Source organism: Comamonas sp. DB36 (genome assembly GCF_057914905.1).
This window is the reverse complement of the sequence record NZ_CP196631.1, coordinates 402,600-419,303: the sequence shown is the minus strand read 5'-3', so window position 1 is coordinate 419,303 and position 16,704 is coordinate 402,600. Positions and strand designations below refer to the sequence as shown.

Sequence of the window (16,704 nt, the reverse complement as noted above, 5' to 3'; positions counted from 1 at the left end):
TCCGGAGAATGGACAGCTATGAAAGCACTGTCCACGCTCCTCAAACTGCGCCCGACCCACCTTGCGTTCTGGGCAATCGCCGCAGGCGCGGCGGTGCCGGCCCTGCCAGCCCACGCCCTGCGCATCAAGGAGGTTGCCGCCGTCCAAGGCGTGCGCAGCAACCAACTGACCGGCTACGGCCTGATCGTCGGCCTCGATGGCACGGGCGACCAGACCACGCAGATGCCCTACACCAAGCAGGCGCTCGCAAATTACCTGCAGCAGATGGGCATCGCCCTGCCCGCAGGCGGCAATGCCAGCCAGCTGCAACTCAAGAACGTGGCCGCGGTGATCATCACCGCCGAGCTGCCGGCATTCGCCCAGCCCGGCCAGATGATAGACGTCAACGTATCGTCCATGGGCAATGCGAAGTCGCTCAAGGGCGGCACGCTGGTCGCCACGCCGCTGCGCGGCGCCGACGGTGAAATCTACGCGCTGGCCCAGGGCAACATGGTGGTCGGCGGCGCGGGCGCATCGCAGGGCGGCTCCAAGGTCCAGATCAATCACCTGAGCGCCGGACGCATTCCGCAGGGCGCACAGGTCGAGCGTGCCGTGCCGACGCCGCTGCACCAGGGCAACACCATTCAGCTGAGCCTCAACGCCACCGATTTCCAGACCGCAGACAAGGTCGTGCAGGCCATCAACAAGAACCTGGGCTTCGGCACGGCAAGCGCGCTTGACGGCCGCACGGTCCAGGTCAACGCGCCCAACGACCCGGGCGCGCGCGTGCGCTTCATTGCCCAGCTCGAAGAGCTGGCGATCGGCGCCTCGACGCCCTCGGCCAAGGTGGTGATCAATGCGCGCACCGGCTCCATCGTGCTCAACCAGGCCGTGACGCTGGGCAATTGCGCGATCGCCCACGGCAACCTGTCGATCACCATCAGCTCCACGCCGGTCATCAGCCAGCCCAACCCGCTGTCGCAAGGCCAGACCGTGGTCGCGGAAAAAGCCAGCATCCAGATCCGCCAGGAACCGGGCAACGTGATCCAGGTGCCGGCCTCGCCGCAGCTCACCGACGTGGTGCGCGCGCTCAACTCGCTGGGCGCCACGCCCCAGGACCTGCTGGCCATCCTGCAGGCCATCAAGGCCGCGGGCGCACTCAACGCCGAACTGGAGGTCATATGAGCATGTCGCTGAATTCCACCGTGTCCATGGGCACCTCCAACGCGCTCGCCGTCGACGCGCGTTCGCTCAATGCGCTGAAATACGAAGCCGGGCAGAACAACCCCGAAGCCGTGCGCGAGACCGCCAAGCAGCTCGAGTCGCTGTTCATGCGCGAAATGATCAAGAGCATGCGCGAGGCGACGATGAAGTCGGGCCTGCTTGACGGCGCCCAGGGCAACCTCGGCGCCGACATGCTAGACCAGCAGCTGTCGGTCTCTATGTCGGGCCAGCCCGGCGGACTGGCCGACGCGATCGCGCGCCAACTGTCCAAGGCCATGGGCGGCGTTTCCGAAGGCGACGGCGATGACGCCCTGCCCTCGACGCTGAGCCTTTCGGGCCGCCAGGGTGGGTTTGCGCGCTACGGCGGCTTCGTGCCGAACAAGGGCGTGGCCGCCACCAGCACCGTCGACGCCTATGCCGCGAAAACGCCATCGCCCCAGGGCCTGGACAATTTCGTGCGCTCGCATGCGGTCGCCGCCGAACGCGTGGCCCAGGCCAGCGGCATTCCCGCGGCCTACATGCTGGGCCAGGCCGGCCACGAGACCGGCTGGGGCAAGAGCGAGATCCGCAACGCCGACGGCAGCAACTCGTTCAACCTGTTCGGCATCAAGGCCGGCGGCAGCTGGACCGGCAAGGTCGCGGAAATCACCACCACCGAATACATCGACGGCGTGCCGCGCAAGGTCACGGCCAAGTTCCGTGCCTACAGCTCGTTCGAGGAGTCGTTCCGCGACTACGCACAACTGATCAACAACAACCCGCGCTACGAAAAAGCCCGCGCCCAGACCGGATCGGCGCTCGCCTATGCGAGCGAGCTGCAGAAAGCCGGCTACGCCACCGACCCGCAATACGCCAACAAGCTCAACCGCGCCATCCAGAGTACCCAGCGCGTGCAGGGCACCCAAGCCTAAAAGCCTAGAGAGATAACAAAATGAGCCTTCTCAACGTTGGATCGGGCGCCTTGATGGCCAACCAGATCGCCCTGCAGACCATCGGCAACAACATTGCCAACGTCAAGACCGAGGGCTACTCGCGCCAGACCGTGTCGATGGGCACGAATTTCGGCCAGGACATCGGCTACGGCTACGTCGGCAACGGCGTGAGCGTGAGCTCCATAGTGCGCAACTACAGCGCGCTGCTCAATCGCCAGTCGAACACCGCAGGCTCCATCCACGCCGCCGATCTGGCGCGCGCGGCATCGCTGTCCAAGATGCAGGAAGCCTTCGCCGGCGGCGAAAGCGGGCTGGGCGCGGCGATGAACGACATGCTCAACGGCTTCTCGAACGTGGTCAACGCCCCGACCGACCTCACCGCGCGCAACGTGGTGCTGACGCGCATGACCGAGCTGGCATCGCGCTTCAAGTCGGCCGCGAGCAGCCTGGACGAACTCGAGTACACCAACAAGCTGCAGATCCAGAACGGCGTGACGCTGGTCAACAGCCTGGCAAGCCAGGTCGCCGAGCTCAACGGCCAGATCAGCCGCTCCCAGGCCGCGGGCCTGGTTCCCAACGACCTGCTCGACAAGCGCGACCAGCTGGTGCGCGAGATGAACCAGTACGTGCAGACCAGCCAGGTCGATGGTGCCTACGGCACGATCAACCTGTTCGTCGGCGGCAGCCAGGCGCTGGTGCTGGGCGCGACCGCGGGGCAGCTGGCGGTGCGCGAGTCCGCGCAGTTTCCCGGCAGCGGCCAGATGTCGATCTACTTCAGCCAGCCCGGCAACGAGGCTGTGGAGCTGAGCACTAGCATGATAGGCGGCGGCGAAATCGCGGGCCTGCTGAAATTCAACAACGAAGACCTTGCCGAAGGCCGCAATCTGCTGGGCCGCATGGCCCAGGTGATCAGCACCGCGCTCAATGCCCAGCAGGGCAATGGCCTGACGCTGTCGGGCACGCCAGGCAGTGCGCTGTTCTCGCAGATCACGGAAATGAAGGGCTACACCGCGATCGCCGGCGTCACGGCCTCGGTCAGCTTCGTCGACACCCAGTCGGCCGCCACGCCCAAGCCCGTGCTCGACGCCACCGCCTATGTGGCCTCCGACTACAAGGCGGTTTTCGGCGACGCCGGCGAAGTCCATCTGGTGCGCCTGTCCGACGGGCTCACGCGCACCTACGCCGACGTTGCGGCGCTGTCCGCCGAGACCGTCGACGGCCTGCAGTTCAACATTTCCGCGGCCGGCGCCAAGCATGACACCGTGCTCTTCAAGCCATTCAGCACCGCCGCCGCCGAAATGAAGGCGCTGGTGCTCGCGCCCCAGGACCTCGCGGTTTCCAACCCCATCGCGGCCACCATTTCCGCGGGCAACAAGGGTTCGCTGCAGCTCTCCGGCCTCGCGGTCACGGGAGCGGGCATCCCGGGCGTCAACAGTCCGGTCGACATCACCTTTGCGGTCGATCCGACGACTTCGGCGATCACCTACACCGCCAGCAACGGCGCCACGGGCAACTATGTGGCCGGCCAGCCGCTCAAGATCGACGGCTGGGAGATCACCCTGACCGGCACGCCGCACGCGGGCGACAAGGTCACGGTGGACAATGCCAAGAGCACGGCGCTGGGCGACAACTGGAAACGCGATGCAGGCAATGCGACCGCTTTTCTCGCCTTGCGCGATGCCAAGCTGTACGACGGCGGCACCACGCTCAGCGACGGCTTCTCGACGCTGATCGCCCAGGTCGGCACACGCACGCAAAGTGCCAAGCTGGCCGCCGATCTGTCGAGCACCATCGCCAACAACCTCGAGGCCGAACGGACTTCGATCTCGGGCGTCAACCTCGATGAGGAGGCCGCCAAGCTGCTGCAGTACCAGCAGGCCTACCAGGCCTCGGCCAAGATGCTGCAGATCGCGCAAAGCATTTTCGACAGCATGATCGCCACGGTCGGTCGCTGACACCACAGGAGTTTCCGATGAGCAATACCATCACCCGCCTTGGCACCGCCAACATGTACGACCGCACGGTGAACAACCTCACCGAGCGCCAGGCCCAAATGGCCCATCTGATGGAAAGCACCACTTCGGGCAAGCGCGTGGTGCGCGCCAGCGACGATCCGGTCGCCGCCGCCCAGGCCGAGCGCGCGCGCACGCGCATGGACCGCACCGATGCCGACAAGCGCGCGCTCGACGCGCAGGTTTCCATCATCACCCAGGGCGAAGCCGCGCTGGGCAGCGCCAACACGGCGTTGACGGAATTCCGTTCGATGGTGGTGAATGCGGGCAACGGCACCTATACCCAGACCGAGCGCGATGCGCTGGTCGCCCAGATGACTTCGCTGCGCGACCAGATCGCGAACTTCGCGAACCGCACCGACAGCAACGGGCTGGCGCTGTTCCGCGGCCTGGGCAGCGCCGAGCAGCCGCTGCAGGGCGGCAGTTTCCTGGGCCAGTCGGGCCAGACCAGCAGCGGTGCGAACGGCATCGCCAACTCGCTGGACGGCGTCGCGGCCTTCATGAATGTTCCCACGGGCAACGGCGTGCTGGCCGTGACCCAGAGCGCGACCAACACCGGCAAGGCCTGGACCGACATCGGCCAGATCACCGATCCGACCGCCGCCGCCGCCGCTGCGACCACCGTTCCGCCTATCGACATCACGTTCAGCGTGGCCGCGGACGGCACGACGACGTACAGCATCGCGGGCGGCGCGGCCGTGCCTTACAAATCGGGCGACAAGATCACGGTCGCGGGCATGGGCCTGACCATCACCGGCGCTCCGGCCAACGGCGACAGCTTCACCATCGGTGCGAGCGAGCGCAGCGATCTGTTCAGCATTCTCGACGAGGCGATCAACGTGGTGCGCACCGGCGTCAACCCCGATGGCAGCACGGCTTCGGGCTCGCTGTCCCATGGCATTGCCAAGGCCCTGGCCGAGATCGATACCGGCATGAACCGCATGCAGACCGTGCGCAGCTTTGCCGGCGATCTGCTACAGCGCGCCGATACCTTGACCTTGCAGTTCAGCGCCAAGTCGCTGCAACTCGAAGCCGACCGCTCCTCGGCGGAAGATGTCGATATGATTACAGCACTATCGGATCTGAAAACCCTGCAGACCAACCATTCGGCGGCGCTGCAGTCCTATGCCCAGATCCAGAAGCTGTCCTTGTTCGATTACATCGGTTGATTTTTTGACTTTATTCCATGGCTCTGTCCGCACTCAGTTCTCTGACACTTGGTTATCGGCCGCTCTGGAATAACGAACGCACGCTTGCGGGCGCGCAGCTCTACATCGATTGCGACCCGGCGCTCGATCCCGATATCCCGCACTTCCTGCGCATCCTGCAGGAAATGTGGAGCCAGGCCGCGCCGCCGCTGCTGCTGTCGCCGCAGACACACCAACTGCTCAGCGCCTTCCTGCAGAATGCGCCCGCGGGCAGCCCCTGGATCGAAGTGCGCGGCGACTGGATCGAAGACTCCTCGCTCTACGCCCAGGCCCAGGCCGCGCAGGCGCGCGGACTCAAGCTGGTCTGGCGCGGCGCGCTCGGCGAGCTGCCCGACGCGCGCACCGCGCAATGGTTTGCCAACAGCCTGCTGAGCCTGGCGCCCGACGAGACGCATCCCGAGCACCCCGCGCTGCCCGGCGCGCTGCTCGACGGCCAGATGTACGAAGACGTGCAAAGCCGCCATCTGCTCACGCGCTGCCTCGATGAACACCGCGCGGCCGCCGTGGCCGGCTGGCCCGCCGAAGATGTGCTGCACCAGCTGCGCGGCCGCGGCGCCCAGCCCTGCCGCCGGCGGGTGCTGGAGCTGATGCAGGCCATAGACGCCGAGCAGTCGCTTGAAAGTTTCGAGGCCATCCTGGGCTGCGATCCGGTGCTGGCCTACCGCTTCATGCTCTATACCAATTCCGCGGCACTGGGCCTGCGCACCGGCGTCGACTCGCTGCGCCGCGGCCTGGTGATGCTGGGCTACGGCACGCTGCAGCGCTGGCTGGCCGACCAGTTGCCGCATGCCGACACCGAACCCGATCTGCAGCCGGTGCGCGCCGCGATGGTGATGCGCGGCCAGCTCACGGAACGGCTGGTCGAGGCCGGCATGGGCCATGAGCTGCAGCGCGAAGTCTATTTGTGCGGCCTGTTCTCGCAGCTCGATGTGCTGCTGGGCGAGCCGCTGGCCAGCACGCTGCGCCGCCTGCCGCTGTCCGAGCGCATCTACCAGGCGATCATAGGCAAGACCGGCCCCTACGCGCCCAGCCTCGCGCTGGCCCAGGCGCTGGAGACGCCCGACGGCGCGGCGATTCGCGCGCTGTGCCAGACGCACGAGATGGAGCTTGAAAGCGTCAACCGCAACCTGCTGCGCATGCTGCGCGACGGCTGCGAGTCGGTGCGCCCCATGCGCGCGGAACCTCGCTAACACCCCTCTGTTCCCGGGCCCGTCGATCCGTCGATGGCCCCCGGGCGAAGAGGATCGCGGGCTTGCGTGAAAACACTCTAGGGAGGATGGCGCATTCGCGCATACAGTGACATCCACTGCCCCATTTCTCCCTCTTCCCACGCTTCATGCCTGCCGTCGAATTCACTGCCCTGCTGGTGCTGGCCGCCGCCATGAGCTTCAGTCCCGGCCCGAACACCACGCTGGCGACCACGCTGGCCGCCAACCATGGGCTGCGGCCCAGCCTGCGTTTTGTCTGCGCCGTGCCGTTTGGCTGGTGCCTGCTGCTGCTGCTCACCGCCGCGGGCGTGGGCGCGCTGGTGCTGGCCGTGCCCGCGCTGCGCTGGGCGATCAAGGCGCTGGGCATAGGCTATCTGCTGTGGCTGGCGCTGCGTCTGAGCCGCGCCGGCCAGCTCGCCCAGGCCCAGGGCGGCGCCCTGGCCGTGCCATTCTGGCAAGGCGTGGGCCTGCAGTTCGTGAACATCAAGGCCTGGCTGCTGATGCTGACCGTCGTCGCCGGCTGGATTGCCGGCCATGCCGACGCCTGGCAGCGGCTGGCCGTGGTGCTGCCGGTGATGGCTTTCTTCGCGCTGACCAGCAACCTGCTCTATGCCTGCGTGGGCGCGCTGCTGCGCGGCTGGCTGGCCCACGGCCGGCGCCTGCTGTGGTTCAACCGCTTGATGGCCCTGCTTTTGCTGCTGACCGCGGCCTGGATGCTGGCCGCTTGAAATCCGTTTTGCCCCTTGAAGCGCCCGGTGTGCACCAAAATTGCCATAGCCGCGCCTGTTGCCATTTTTGCGGCTTTGCACGCGATGGGCCCCGCAGGCGACAAAATGGCTGCATTGCTGGTGCGCCAGCGCGGACATTTACGCCGAGCCCGACGCTTCGCCCCCTCGCCAGCACATGCCCCACAACGGCGTGCTCCGATCCCAATCGCATTCCCGAATGCCGGTTTTAGCAAAGACAGAGAGATAGTTATGACGAATTGGACCCTGGCAGCGCGTGCGGCCAAGATGAATCCTTCTGCAATCCGCGAAATCCTCAAGCTCACCGACCGTCCCGGCATCATCAGCCTGGCCGGAGGCTTGCCTTCGCCCAAGGCATTCCCGCTGAGCGCCTTCACCGAGGCCTGCGCCACCGTGATGGCGCGGGATGGCGCGACCGCGCTGCAGTACTCGACCAGCGAAGGCTTTGCGCCGCTGCGCCAGGCCGTTGCCGACCTGCTGCCCTGGGACGTCAATCCCGATCAGGTGCTGATCACCACGGGCTCGCAGCAGGCGCTGGACCTGATTGGCAAGGTGTTCCTCGACAAGGACAGCCGCATGCTGGTCGAGACGCCCACCTACCTCGGCGCGCTGCAGGCCTTCGCGCCCCAGGAGCCGATTGCCGTGAGCGTGGCCAGCGATGACGAAGGCATCCTGATCGACGACTTCGTCGCCCAGGCCGGCAGCGGCGCCGACAAGGCCCGCCTGGCCTATGTGCTGCCCAACTTCCAGAACCCCACGGGCCGCACCATGAGCGAAGCGCGCCGCGCCGCGCTGGTCGCCAAGGCCGCCGAACTCAACATTCCGCTGATCGAGGACAACCCCTACGGCGACCTGTGGTTCGAAGAGGAGCCGCCGCTGCCGCTGGCCGCGCGCAATCCCGACGGCGTGATCTACATGGGTTCGTTCTCCAAGGTGCTGGCACCTGGCCTGCGCCTGGGCTACCTGGTCGCTCCGCTGAACATCTATCCGAAGTTCCTGCAGGCCAAGCAGGCCGCCGATCTGCACACGCCCGGCTTCAACCAGCGCGTGGTCGCCGAAGTCATCAAGGACGGCTTCCTCGACCGCCATGTGCCGACCATACGCATGCTCTACAAGGCCCAGCGCGACACCATGCTGAGCGCGCTGGAACGCGAAATGGCCGGCCTGGACGTGAAATGGACGCGCCCCGTCGGCGGCATGTTCCTGTGGGTCACGCTGCCCGAAGGCATGGTCGCCCAGACGCTGCTGGCCGCGGCCGTCGAACGCCATGTGGCCTTCGTGCCCGGCGCGCCGTTCTACGCCGAGCATGCCGATCCGCGCACGCTGCGCCTGTCCTATGTGACCGCATCGAGCGAAGAGATCAACACCGCCATCGCCGCGCTGGCCGACGCCATCCGCGCGACGCTCAAGGCGTAATGCCGGCGCCGCGCTCGCGCGCTTTCGCGCAGGTCGACGTGTTCACGCAGGTCGCGCTGCGCGGCAACCCCGTGGCCGTGGTGCTCGACGGCGAAGGGCTGGCCGACGCGCAGATGCAGGCGTTCGCGCGCTGGACCCAGCTGTCGGAAACCACGTTCGTGCTGCCGCCCTCGGCGGGCGCGCGCGCCCAGGGTGCCGACTACCAGCTGCGCATCTTCACGCCCGGCGGCGAACTCGCGTTTGCGGGCCACCCGACGCTGGGCAGCTGCCACGCCTGGCTGGCCCATGGCGGAAAACCGCAGTCGGCGCAGCACATCGTGCAGGAGTGCAAGAAGGGCCTGGTGACGATTGCCAGCCGCGACGGCGCGCTGGCCTTTGCCGCGCCTTCGCTGGACCGCAGCGCAGCCGCGCCCGAGCTGCTTGCCGCCGTGCGCGCGGCGCTGGGGCTCGCGCCCGAACAGCTGCTCGCGGCCCAGCAGCTCGACAACGGCGCCCAGTGGCTGGGCCTGCTGCTCGACAGCCCCGACACCGTGCTGGCACTCGATCCCGACCACGCGCGCCTCAAGGCACTGCGCCAGAAAGTCGGCGTGGCCGCGATCTATCCGGCCGAAGATGACGCCGGCCCCGCGCTGGTGCGGCGCTCCAGCCGCGAAGCGCGCGCCTTTGTCGGCGCAGCGGCGCGCGCCCGCCCCGCGGTGCAGCTCGAAGTGCGCGCCTTTGCCGCGGCCACCGGAGTCAACGAGGACCCGGTCACCGGCAGCCTCAACGCGGGCCTGGCGCAGTGGCTGATCGCCGAAGGCCGGCTGCAGGCTCCGTATGTCGCCAACCAGGGCAGTTGCCTGGGGCGCGACGGCTGGGTCCATGTGCATGCCGACGACCAGCGCCAGCTCTGGATAGGCGGCCATACCGTGGGCTGCATTCAGGGCTCGGTGCTGCTCTAGCTGCCGGTCCCGCAAGTGACAATGCGCGCCTGCGCCGTCGCTTGCGTGACTTGCGGCGCCGGGCGCGCTGCCCACAATCGCGCCCATGGGAACCCTCTACCTTGTGCGCCACGGCCAGGCCTCGTTTGGCGCCGATGATTACGACCAGCTCAGCGCGCGCGGCCACGATCAGGCGCGCCGCCTGGGCGAGTATTGGCGCGAGCGCGGACTGGTGTTCGACGCGGTGCTGGTCGGTACGCTGCGCCGCCACCGCCAGACGCTAGACGCCATAGGCGAAGGCCTGGAGGGACTGATAGCGCCGGTCACCCCGCTGCCCGGGCTCAATGAATACGACAGCCATGCGCTGCTCGCGGCAATCCATCCCCAGCCCCTGCCCCGGCCCGACACGCCCGAACTCTACCGCCAGCATTTCCGCCTGCTGTGCGACGCGCTCGCGCAGTGGATGGCCGGCGTGATCAGCCCCAAGGGCATGCCCAGCTGGGACGATTTCTCGGCGGGCGTGCAGGGCGCGCTCGAACAGGTGCGCCAGCAGCATTCGGGCCAGAACGTGCTGCTGGTCAGCAGCGGCGGCCCGATCTCGGCGGCCGTCGGCCAGGTGCTGGGCACTACGCCCGAAGCAACGATTGCGCTCAACATGCGCATACGCAACAGCGCCGTCACCGAGTTCAGCATCAGCCCGCGGCGCTTGATGCTGCAGACTTTCAACACGCTCAATCACCTCGACAGCGACGCGCACCGCGACTGGGCGACCCACGCCTGAGCCACATTGGGGTACAAAGTGACATGACCACCGCCACTTCCGCCACGATCGTCGCCCCACCCTGCGTGACCCTGCATCTGGGCGCGGTGCAGGGTTGGCTCGCGCTCTCCGACGACGAGCGCCACGACCTGCCGCTGGGCCTGCACACGCTGGCCCAGTACCGCTTCCAGGGAAAGATGCCCGATGCGCTCGCGCTGGAGCAGGGCATAGAGGAAGTCGAGGACGCGATCATGCCCGCCGGCCCCTGGCTTCCGCGGCCCGTGCATCTGCAGACCCACGACGCGCTGCTGCACGACATCGCCTGCGTCGCCATGGCCGAGAATGTGCTCACGCGCGACGCCGTGGAGCAGCTGTTCGAGCGCCTCGCGCGCCAGGCCGAACGCGCCGGACCGGCCGATGCGCTGCTGCCCCAGGACCCGGTCTGGGCCGCGGCGCTGCTGGTGCTGCGCGAATGCCTGCACCATTGGCAGGTCAGCGAACTGCACCTCGCGGGCGTCAACCCCTAATAAGGTCGGGCTTCGTCGACCAGCGTAGACGCCGGCAGCGCATGGATTTCCTGCAGCAGCTGCACCAGCCCGCGTGCCGAGGCCTCGACCATGGACTGGCCACGCTCGGCAGTGGCCGCGGCCGCATTGCCGACCGCGCCCGCAGGGTTGTAGTCCTGTATCGCCCAGCCCATCTTGGCGCTGCGGCCGTTGCCCAGCAGCGCGTACTTCTTCGAGCGCTCTTCCGACGTGGAGGCGAAATTGCGCGCCTGGGCCATGTCGACCGTGTCCGGCGCGAGGTGCAGCATCATCGAGGTCTCGACTTCGCCGCCGTGGATGCCGAAACGGTGCTCGTGCGCGCAGAACTGCTGGTTGGCTGCGTCGCCCGCGAGGCCGAACCAGCTCGTGCTGTAGACCAGCAGCCGGTGCTTGACGCGCAGCTCGCGCGCGACGATGTCCATGGCGCTGACCTGGCCGCCGTGGCCGTTGAACAGCAGCAGCTTGCGCACGCCGGCGCGCGCCACGCAGGCGCCGATCTCGCTCCACAGCGCGATCAGCGTCGCGGGCTCCAGCGTCAGCGTGCCCGGATAGGCTGTGTGCTCCATGCTCAGCCCTATGTTCTGCGGCGGCAGGCACAGCAGCGGCAGCTCGGGTGGCAGCAGCGCCAGCGCGGCATCGAGCACGCCCCGGGCCAGCGTCGCGTCGACCGACAGCGGCAGGTGCGGGCCGTGCTGCTCGACGGCCGCGACCGGCAACAGGGCCACGGTGTCGGCGGCGAGACCGTTGGACTGCGCCAGCGCGAAATCGCGCGCCGACGCCTGGGCCCACCAGCGCGAAGGCCAGCGGGGCGGGGATGCAGAAGAGGACGCAGACATGTTCGCCATGGTAGTGCAGATGGCTGACAGCGGACCCGGGCCGAACCACGGACAATGCGCCATGGCATCCACTACCCGCGACCTGACCCAAGGCCCGATCGGCAAGACCCTGCTGGTCTTCTCGCTTCCCATCCTCGCCGGCAATGTGCTGCAGTCGCTCAACGGCTCGATCAATGCGATCTGGGTCGGGCACTATCTGGGCGAGGCCGCGATCACCGCCACGGCCAATGCCAACAACCTGCTGTTCGCGCTCATCGGGCTGATGTTCGGCATAGGCATGGCGGCGACCATCCTTGTCGCCCAGGCCATGGGCGCGCGCAACCTGGCCCAGGCCAAGCGCGTGATCGGCACCAGCGCCACGCTGTTCGGCACGGCCTCCATAGGCATCTCCGCGCTGGGCTGGCAGTTTTCCGGCCATATCCTCGATCTGCTGGGCACGCCGCCCGAGGCGCTGCCGCTGGCCGTGGCCTATCTGCGCGTGATCTTTCTGGCGATTCCGCTGCTCTATCTGTTCACCTTCGTCTCGGCCGTGATGCGCGGCGCGGGCGATACGCGCACGCCGTTCTACTTTCTGCTGCTGGTGGTGCTGCTCGACACCGCGCTCAACCCGCTGTTCATCTTCGGCTGGGGGCCTGTGCCGCGCATGGGCATCGCCGGCTCGGCGATGGCCACGCTGGTCGCGCACAGCATAGGCTTCGGCGCGCTGCTCGCCTGGCTGCGCTGGCGCGCCCACCCGCTGTGGATAGGCTCGGCCGAGCTGGGCCTGTTCATGCCCGATGGCCGCATCCTGCGCGCGCTGGTCGTCAAGGGCCTGCCCATGGGCGCGCAAATGGTGCTGATCTCGATGTCCATGCTGATGCTGATGGGCATGGTCAACAGCCATGGCGTGGAACTGTCCTCGGCCTATGGCGCGTCGCTGCAGCTCTGGACCTATGTGCAGATGCCGGCCATGGCCATAGGCGCGGCGTGTTCATCGATGGCCGCGCAGAACGTCGGCGCGGGTCTGTGGAAGCGCGTCGACGCCACGGCGCGCGCGGGCGTGCTGTGCAATGTGCTGATGACCGGCACGCTGATTGCGCTGGCGGTCGCTGCCGACCGCCAGGTGCTGTCGCTGTTCCTGCCCGACGGCAGCGCGGCGCTCGAGACCGCGCGCCACCTCAATCACATTGCCATAGGCTCGTTCCTGTTCTTTGGCGTGACCTTTGTGATTTCGGGCGTGGTGCGCTCCACGGGCGCCGTGGTCGCGCCGCTGGTCATTCTGGCGCTGGCGCTGTGGGGCGTGCGCGTGCCGTTCGCGCAGTGGCTGCAGCCGGTGCTGGGCGTGGACGCGATCTGGTGGAGCTTCCCGGTCAGCGCGGCCTGCGCGATGCTGCTGTCGCTGGGCTACTACCGCTGGGGCGGCTGGCGCAAGGCGCACATGCTCGCGCCGGCCGAAGGCCATCTGGCCACGCCCGCCGAAGTCGGCGCGCTGCCGCCCTCGCCGGTCTGTACCGAGGCAGGACTGCCCCAGCGCCAGGCACCGGCCGGCGCCCGCGCCTGACCTCTGCAGGCGCCACGGCCTGGAATCACGCCGTGACCCTGCCTGCAGCGACGCAAGCTCAGACAGCTGTCAGGGCATGCAGATGCCAATTCGCCGCGCTGGCACAGCCGGTGAAAGATACGCTGGAAAAATCGTAGTCGTCCTCGCACTCGCCCACGTATTTGGTGCCGCCACCGTCATTGTCCAACAAGACAAATGCATTTGCGGTATCGATGGTTTGAACCACATCGACCAGCAGCCACTCATCGGCACTCGCATCGGCTGGCGCACCAGACTGCCATTCCACCAATGCGCCTTTGCTTGGAGCCACCGGATGCAGCATGGATTCCGCGCCGGCTGTGACTGCGTCGACCACCTGCTTGGCGACCTGGGCCGCTGCACCGATGGCCACCTTCGACATGTCCCAGGTCGCATGCATGGCGGGTGGACCATAGGTTGTCACCTGGTCATACGACACCTGGGCAGCGACTTTCGACGCATTGAAGGCCGCACTTGCCAGCGGCGGGCCATAGGTTGTCACCTGGTCGAACGAAAACTTGGCCGCGGCCTTCGAAGCGCTCCAGGCCGCACTGGCGACGGGCGGTCCATAGCAGGTCACGCCCTGATAAGTGAAGCTGCTGATGGCCTTCGAGGCATTCCAGGCCTCTTGCGCCACCACGGGCAGGTAGGTTTGCACTTGATCCACAACGCCAGCGAAGGCTTTTTCTAGAAATCCAAACATCTTTCTATCCTTTGATTCAAACAATTTTCGACACCCCCGGTTGAATAGCGAACAGACATCAACCATGGGATTCGATTGATTCTATCAATCAATGCATAGCGATAGTTAAAATCAATGGATTTAAACAACACTTTTGCTGTTTTCTTTCGCCGGCGCGGGCTGCGGACTGCCGCGCCGCGAAATGGTGGCGCAGGCCCGCAGATGCCTTGCCACGCTGCGCGATACCATCGCGGGAACCACTTCGCATCCGCCAGGCTCATACTTAGCCAACATGATCTATCGCCTCTTTCTCCCTGCCCTCCCCTTCGTACGTGCTGCTTGCGGACTCCTCGTCCTCATCCTGCTGACGTTGGGCGCTGCCGGCGACAGCGCCGCCCAGATCCAATTGCGTGGCGCCAGCCTGACCGGCCCAGGCGCGGTGGTCACCACCGAGCGCGTGCGCGCGGAACTCGTGGCCCATGCACCCGATGGCGTCACGCCCGGCCAGCCGCTGTGGCTGGGCCTGCGGATCACCCACCAGCCCGAGTGGCACACCTACTGGAAGAACGCCGGCGACTCGGGCCTGCCCACGCAACTGCAGTGGCAGTTGCCCGCAGGCCTCGAAGCCGGCGAGATCGACTGGCCGCTGCCCGAAGCGATTCGCGTCGGCCCGCTGGTCAACTATGGCTATGAAGGCGAGCTGCTGCTGCCTGTGCCGTTCAAGGTCGCCGCCGACTTCAAGGCCCCGGCCGGCGACACATTGACGGTCCGTCTGCACGCGAGCTGGCTGGTGTGCCGCGTCGAGTGCATTCCCGAGGAAGGCGACTTCACGCTGCAGTTGCCGGTGCGCAGCGCCTCCGCCATGCATGCCCCGGCGTTTGCCGCGGCCCAGGCGGGCCGGCCGGCGGCACTGTCCGGCCAGAGCACGGCCAAGGTGGCCGGCGAGCGGCTGCAGCTGCGCATCGCGGGCCTGCCCGCGGCGCTGCAGGGCCAGAACCTGACGCTGTTTCCCGAAACGCCCGAAGTGCTGGAGCACGCGGCCGTCTGGACCCAGGCCTGGGACGGCGCGGTCTGGACCGCCGACTGGCCGCTGTCGGCAATGCGCGGTGAAACGCCCAATGAACTGCCTTTCGTGCTCGCACCCGCCACCGCCCCCACGAGCGGCCCGCTGGCCTGGCGCACCGTGGCCGCGGTCGAAGGCCGCTGGAGCAGCGCGCCCGTTGCCGGCGTCTCGCCGGCGCTGGCCGCGGCGCTGGCCGCCAATGCGCAGCAGGTGCCGCTGGCGCCGCCCGCGCCCGGCGCCAGCGGCTTCTGGATGGCGCTGCTGGGCGGACTGGTCGGCGGGCTGATCCTCAACCTCATGCCCTGCGTGTTCCCGGTGCTGGCCATCAAGATCGTCGGCTTTGCGCGCCACGGCCAGGACCGGCGCGCGCTGCGCATCGGCGGCCTGGCCTATGGCGCGGGCGTGCTGCTGTCGTTCCTGGCGCTGGGCGGGCTGCTGCTGGCGCTGCGCGCGGCCGGCCAGCAGCTGGGCTGGGGCTTTCAGCTGCAGTCGCCCGGCCTGGTCGCGGCCATGGCCGTGCTGTTCACGCTGCTGGGGCTGAACCTTGCCGGCATGTTCGAGTTCGGCCGCATGCTGCCCCAGCGCTGGGCCAGCGCCCAGGTGCGCCACCCCGTGGGCGAAGCGTTCCTGTCGGGCGTGCTGGCCGTGGCCATTGCCTCGCCCTGCACCGCGCCCTTCATGGGCGCCTCGCTGGGACTGGCGATCGACATGCCCGCGGCCCAGGCGCTGACGGTGTTTGCCGCGCTGGGCGTGGGCATGGCCCTGCCCTATGTGCTGGCGAGCTTCCTGCCGGCGCTGGTGCGCTGGCTGCCGCGGCCCGGCGCCTGGATGGAAACCTTCCGCCACGCCATGGCCTTCCCGATGTTTGCCACCGTTGCCTGGCTGGTCTGGGTGCTGGGCCAGCAAAGCGGCATCGACGGCGCGGGCGCGCTGCTGGTGCTGCTGGTCGCGCTCAGCGCCCTGGTCTGGGCGCTGACGCTGGGCGGCAGGATCCGCTGGCTGCTGGGCGCCGGCCTGCTGCTGGCCACGCTGTGGCTGGGCAGCGCCGTAGGCCCGCACATCACGCGTGCCGTGGCGGCCGAAAGCGCGGCCACGGCCGGCGCCAGCGCCACCGAATGGCAGCCCTGGTCGGCCGAGCGCGTGAGCAGCCTCACGGCTGCGAGCACGCCGGTGTTCGTCGACTTCACCGCCGCCTGGTGCGTAACCTGCCAGGTCAACAAGCACACCACGCTCAACCGCGACGATGTGCGCGCGGATTTCGCCGCGCGCGGCGTGGCGCTGCTGCGCGCCGACTGGACGCGGCGCGACCCGGCCATCACCCAGGCGCTGACCGCGTTGGGCCGCAGCGGCGTGCCGGTCTACGTGTTGTATGCGCCGGGCAGGCCGCCGCATGTCATGACCGAGCTGCTGTCGCCCGCCGAAGTGCATGGCGCGCTGCAGGCGCTCTAGGGATATACCCTTTCCGGCATGGGGGCGACCCCTGTGCCGTGATGGAGCGTCAGCGTAAACCTACACGCACAGGCCGTTTGATCGGCCTAGACTGAACGCACGCTGCACTTTCTTGCAGCGCGCCGGAGTCGCAGTCCAGGCGTACCGGCGTCGATCTTCAGGAGGT

The 16,704-nt window shown here is 67.8% G+C and carries 14 protein-coding genes; 12 read left to right on the top strand and 2 right to left on the bottom strand.

Annotated features, from left to right (window positions below; genetic code table 11):
* The first annotated feature begins 18 nt into the window (after positions 1–18).
* The 10 genes from ACSVDO_RS01960 (at position 19) to ACSVDO_RS01915 (ending at position 10,932) form a co-directional block, all read left to right on the top strand.
* Complete coding sequence (locus ACSVDO_RS01960; protein WP_489594734.1) at positions 19–1,164, top strand: flagellar basal body P-ring protein FlgI; 1,146 nt, start codon at positions 19–21, stop codon at positions 1,162–1,164.
* Positions 1,161–2,114, top strand: a complete 954-nt coding sequence (gene flgJ, locus ACSVDO_RS01955; RefSeq protein ID WP_489594733.1) for a flagellar assembly peptidoglycan hydrolase FlgJ — start codon at positions 1,161–1,163, stop codon at positions 2,112–2,114. The genes ACSVDO_RS01960 and flgJ overlap by 4 nt, the downstream gene beginning before the upstream one ends.
* Positions 2,115–2,134: 20 nt before the next feature.
* Positions 2,135–4,090 (top strand): flagellar hook-associated protein FlgK, encoded by a 1,956-nt coding sequence (gene flgK / locus ACSVDO_RS01950; protein WP_489594732.1) that lies wholly within the window; start codon positions 2,135–2,137, stop codon positions 4,088–4,090.
* A gap of 17 nt (positions 4,091–4,107) precedes the next feature.
* Positions 4,108–5,316 carry a flagellar hook-associated protein FlgL gene (gene flgL, locus ACSVDO_RS01945; RefSeq protein ID WP_489594731.1) on the top strand — a complete coding sequence of 403 codons (1,209 nt, stop codon included), beginning with the start codon at positions 4,108–4,110 and terminating at the stop codon, positions 5,314–5,316.
* A 17-nt stretch (positions 5,317–5,333) separates the two neighbouring features.
* Positions 5,334–6,545 (top strand): HDOD domain-containing protein, encoded by a 1,212-nt coding sequence (locus ACSVDO_RS01940; protein ID WP_489594730.1) that lies wholly within the window; start codon positions 5,334–5,336, stop codon positions 6,543–6,545.
* A 146-nt stretch (positions 6,546–6,691) separates the two neighbouring features.
* Positions 6,692–7,291, top strand: coding sequence for a LysE family translocator (locus ACSVDO_RS01935; protein WP_489594729.1), 600 nt, complete (start codon positions 6,692–6,694; stop codon positions 7,289–7,291).
* Between the two features lie 249 nt (positions 7,292–7,540).
* A complete protein-coding gene (locus ACSVDO_RS01930) occupies positions 7,541–8,725 on the top strand; it encodes an aminotransferase-like domain-containing protein (RefSeq protein ID WP_489594728.1) in 1,185 nt (394 codons plus the stop codon).
* On the top strand, positions 8,725–9,666 hold the full coding sequence (locus ACSVDO_RS01925) for a PhzF family phenazine biosynthesis protein (RefSeq protein WP_489594727.1): 942 nt from the start codon (positions 8,725–8,727) through the stop codon (positions 9,664–9,666). Before ACSVDO_RS01930 ends, ACSVDO_RS01925 begins: the two co-directional genes overlap by 1 nt.
* A gap of 85 nt (positions 9,667–9,751) precedes the next feature.
* Positions 9,752–10,426: a histidine phosphatase family protein gene (locus tag ACSVDO_RS01920; protein ID WP_332537017.1), complete on the top strand. Its 675-nt coding sequence runs from the start codon at positions 9,752–9,754 to the stop codon at positions 10,424–10,426.
* Positions 10,427–10,449: 23 nt separating this feature from the next.
* Positions 10,450–10,932, top strand: coding sequence for a hypothetical protein (locus ACSVDO_RS01915; protein ID WP_332537015.1), 483 nt, complete (start codon positions 10,450–10,452; stop codon positions 10,930–10,932).
* Here the strand turns inward: ACSVDO_RS01915 and ACSVDO_RS01910 are convergent.
* Complete coding sequence (locus ACSVDO_RS01910) at positions 10,929–11,786, bottom strand: creatininase family protein (protein WP_489594726.1); 858 nt, start codon at positions 11,784–11,786, stop codon at positions 10,929–10,931. The two genes, ACSVDO_RS01915 and ACSVDO_RS01910, sit on opposite strands and share 4 nt — an antisense overlap.
* A gap of 61 nt (positions 11,787–11,847) precedes the next feature.
* Here ACSVDO_RS01910 and ACSVDO_RS01905 point away from each other — a divergent pair, with 61 nt between their 5' ends.
* Positions 11,848–13,326, top strand: a complete 1,479-nt coding sequence (locus tag ACSVDO_RS01905; RefSeq protein ID WP_489594725.1) for an MATE family efflux transporter — start codon at positions 11,848–11,850, stop codon at positions 13,324–13,326.
* Between the two features lie 58 nt (positions 13,327–13,384).
* Here ACSVDO_RS01905 and ACSVDO_RS01900 read toward each other — a convergent pair whose 3' ends face one another.
* Positions 13,385–14,047 (bottom strand): hypothetical protein, encoded by a 663-nt coding sequence (locus tag ACSVDO_RS01900; RefSeq protein ID WP_489594724.1) that lies wholly within the window; start codon positions 14,045–14,047, stop codon positions 13,385–13,387.
* 271 nt (positions 14,048–14,318) lie between these two features.
* Between ACSVDO_RS01900 and ACSVDO_RS01895 the strand changes: the two genes are divergently transcribed.
* The gene (locus ACSVDO_RS01895) at positions 14,319–16,538 is read left to right on the top strand and encodes a protein-disulfide reductase DsbD family protein (RefSeq protein WP_489594723.1); all 2,220 of its coding nucleotides are present in this window, start codon (positions 14,319–14,321) and stop codon (positions 16,536–16,538) included.
* The last annotated feature ends 166 nt before the right edge of the window (positions 16,539–16,704 follow it).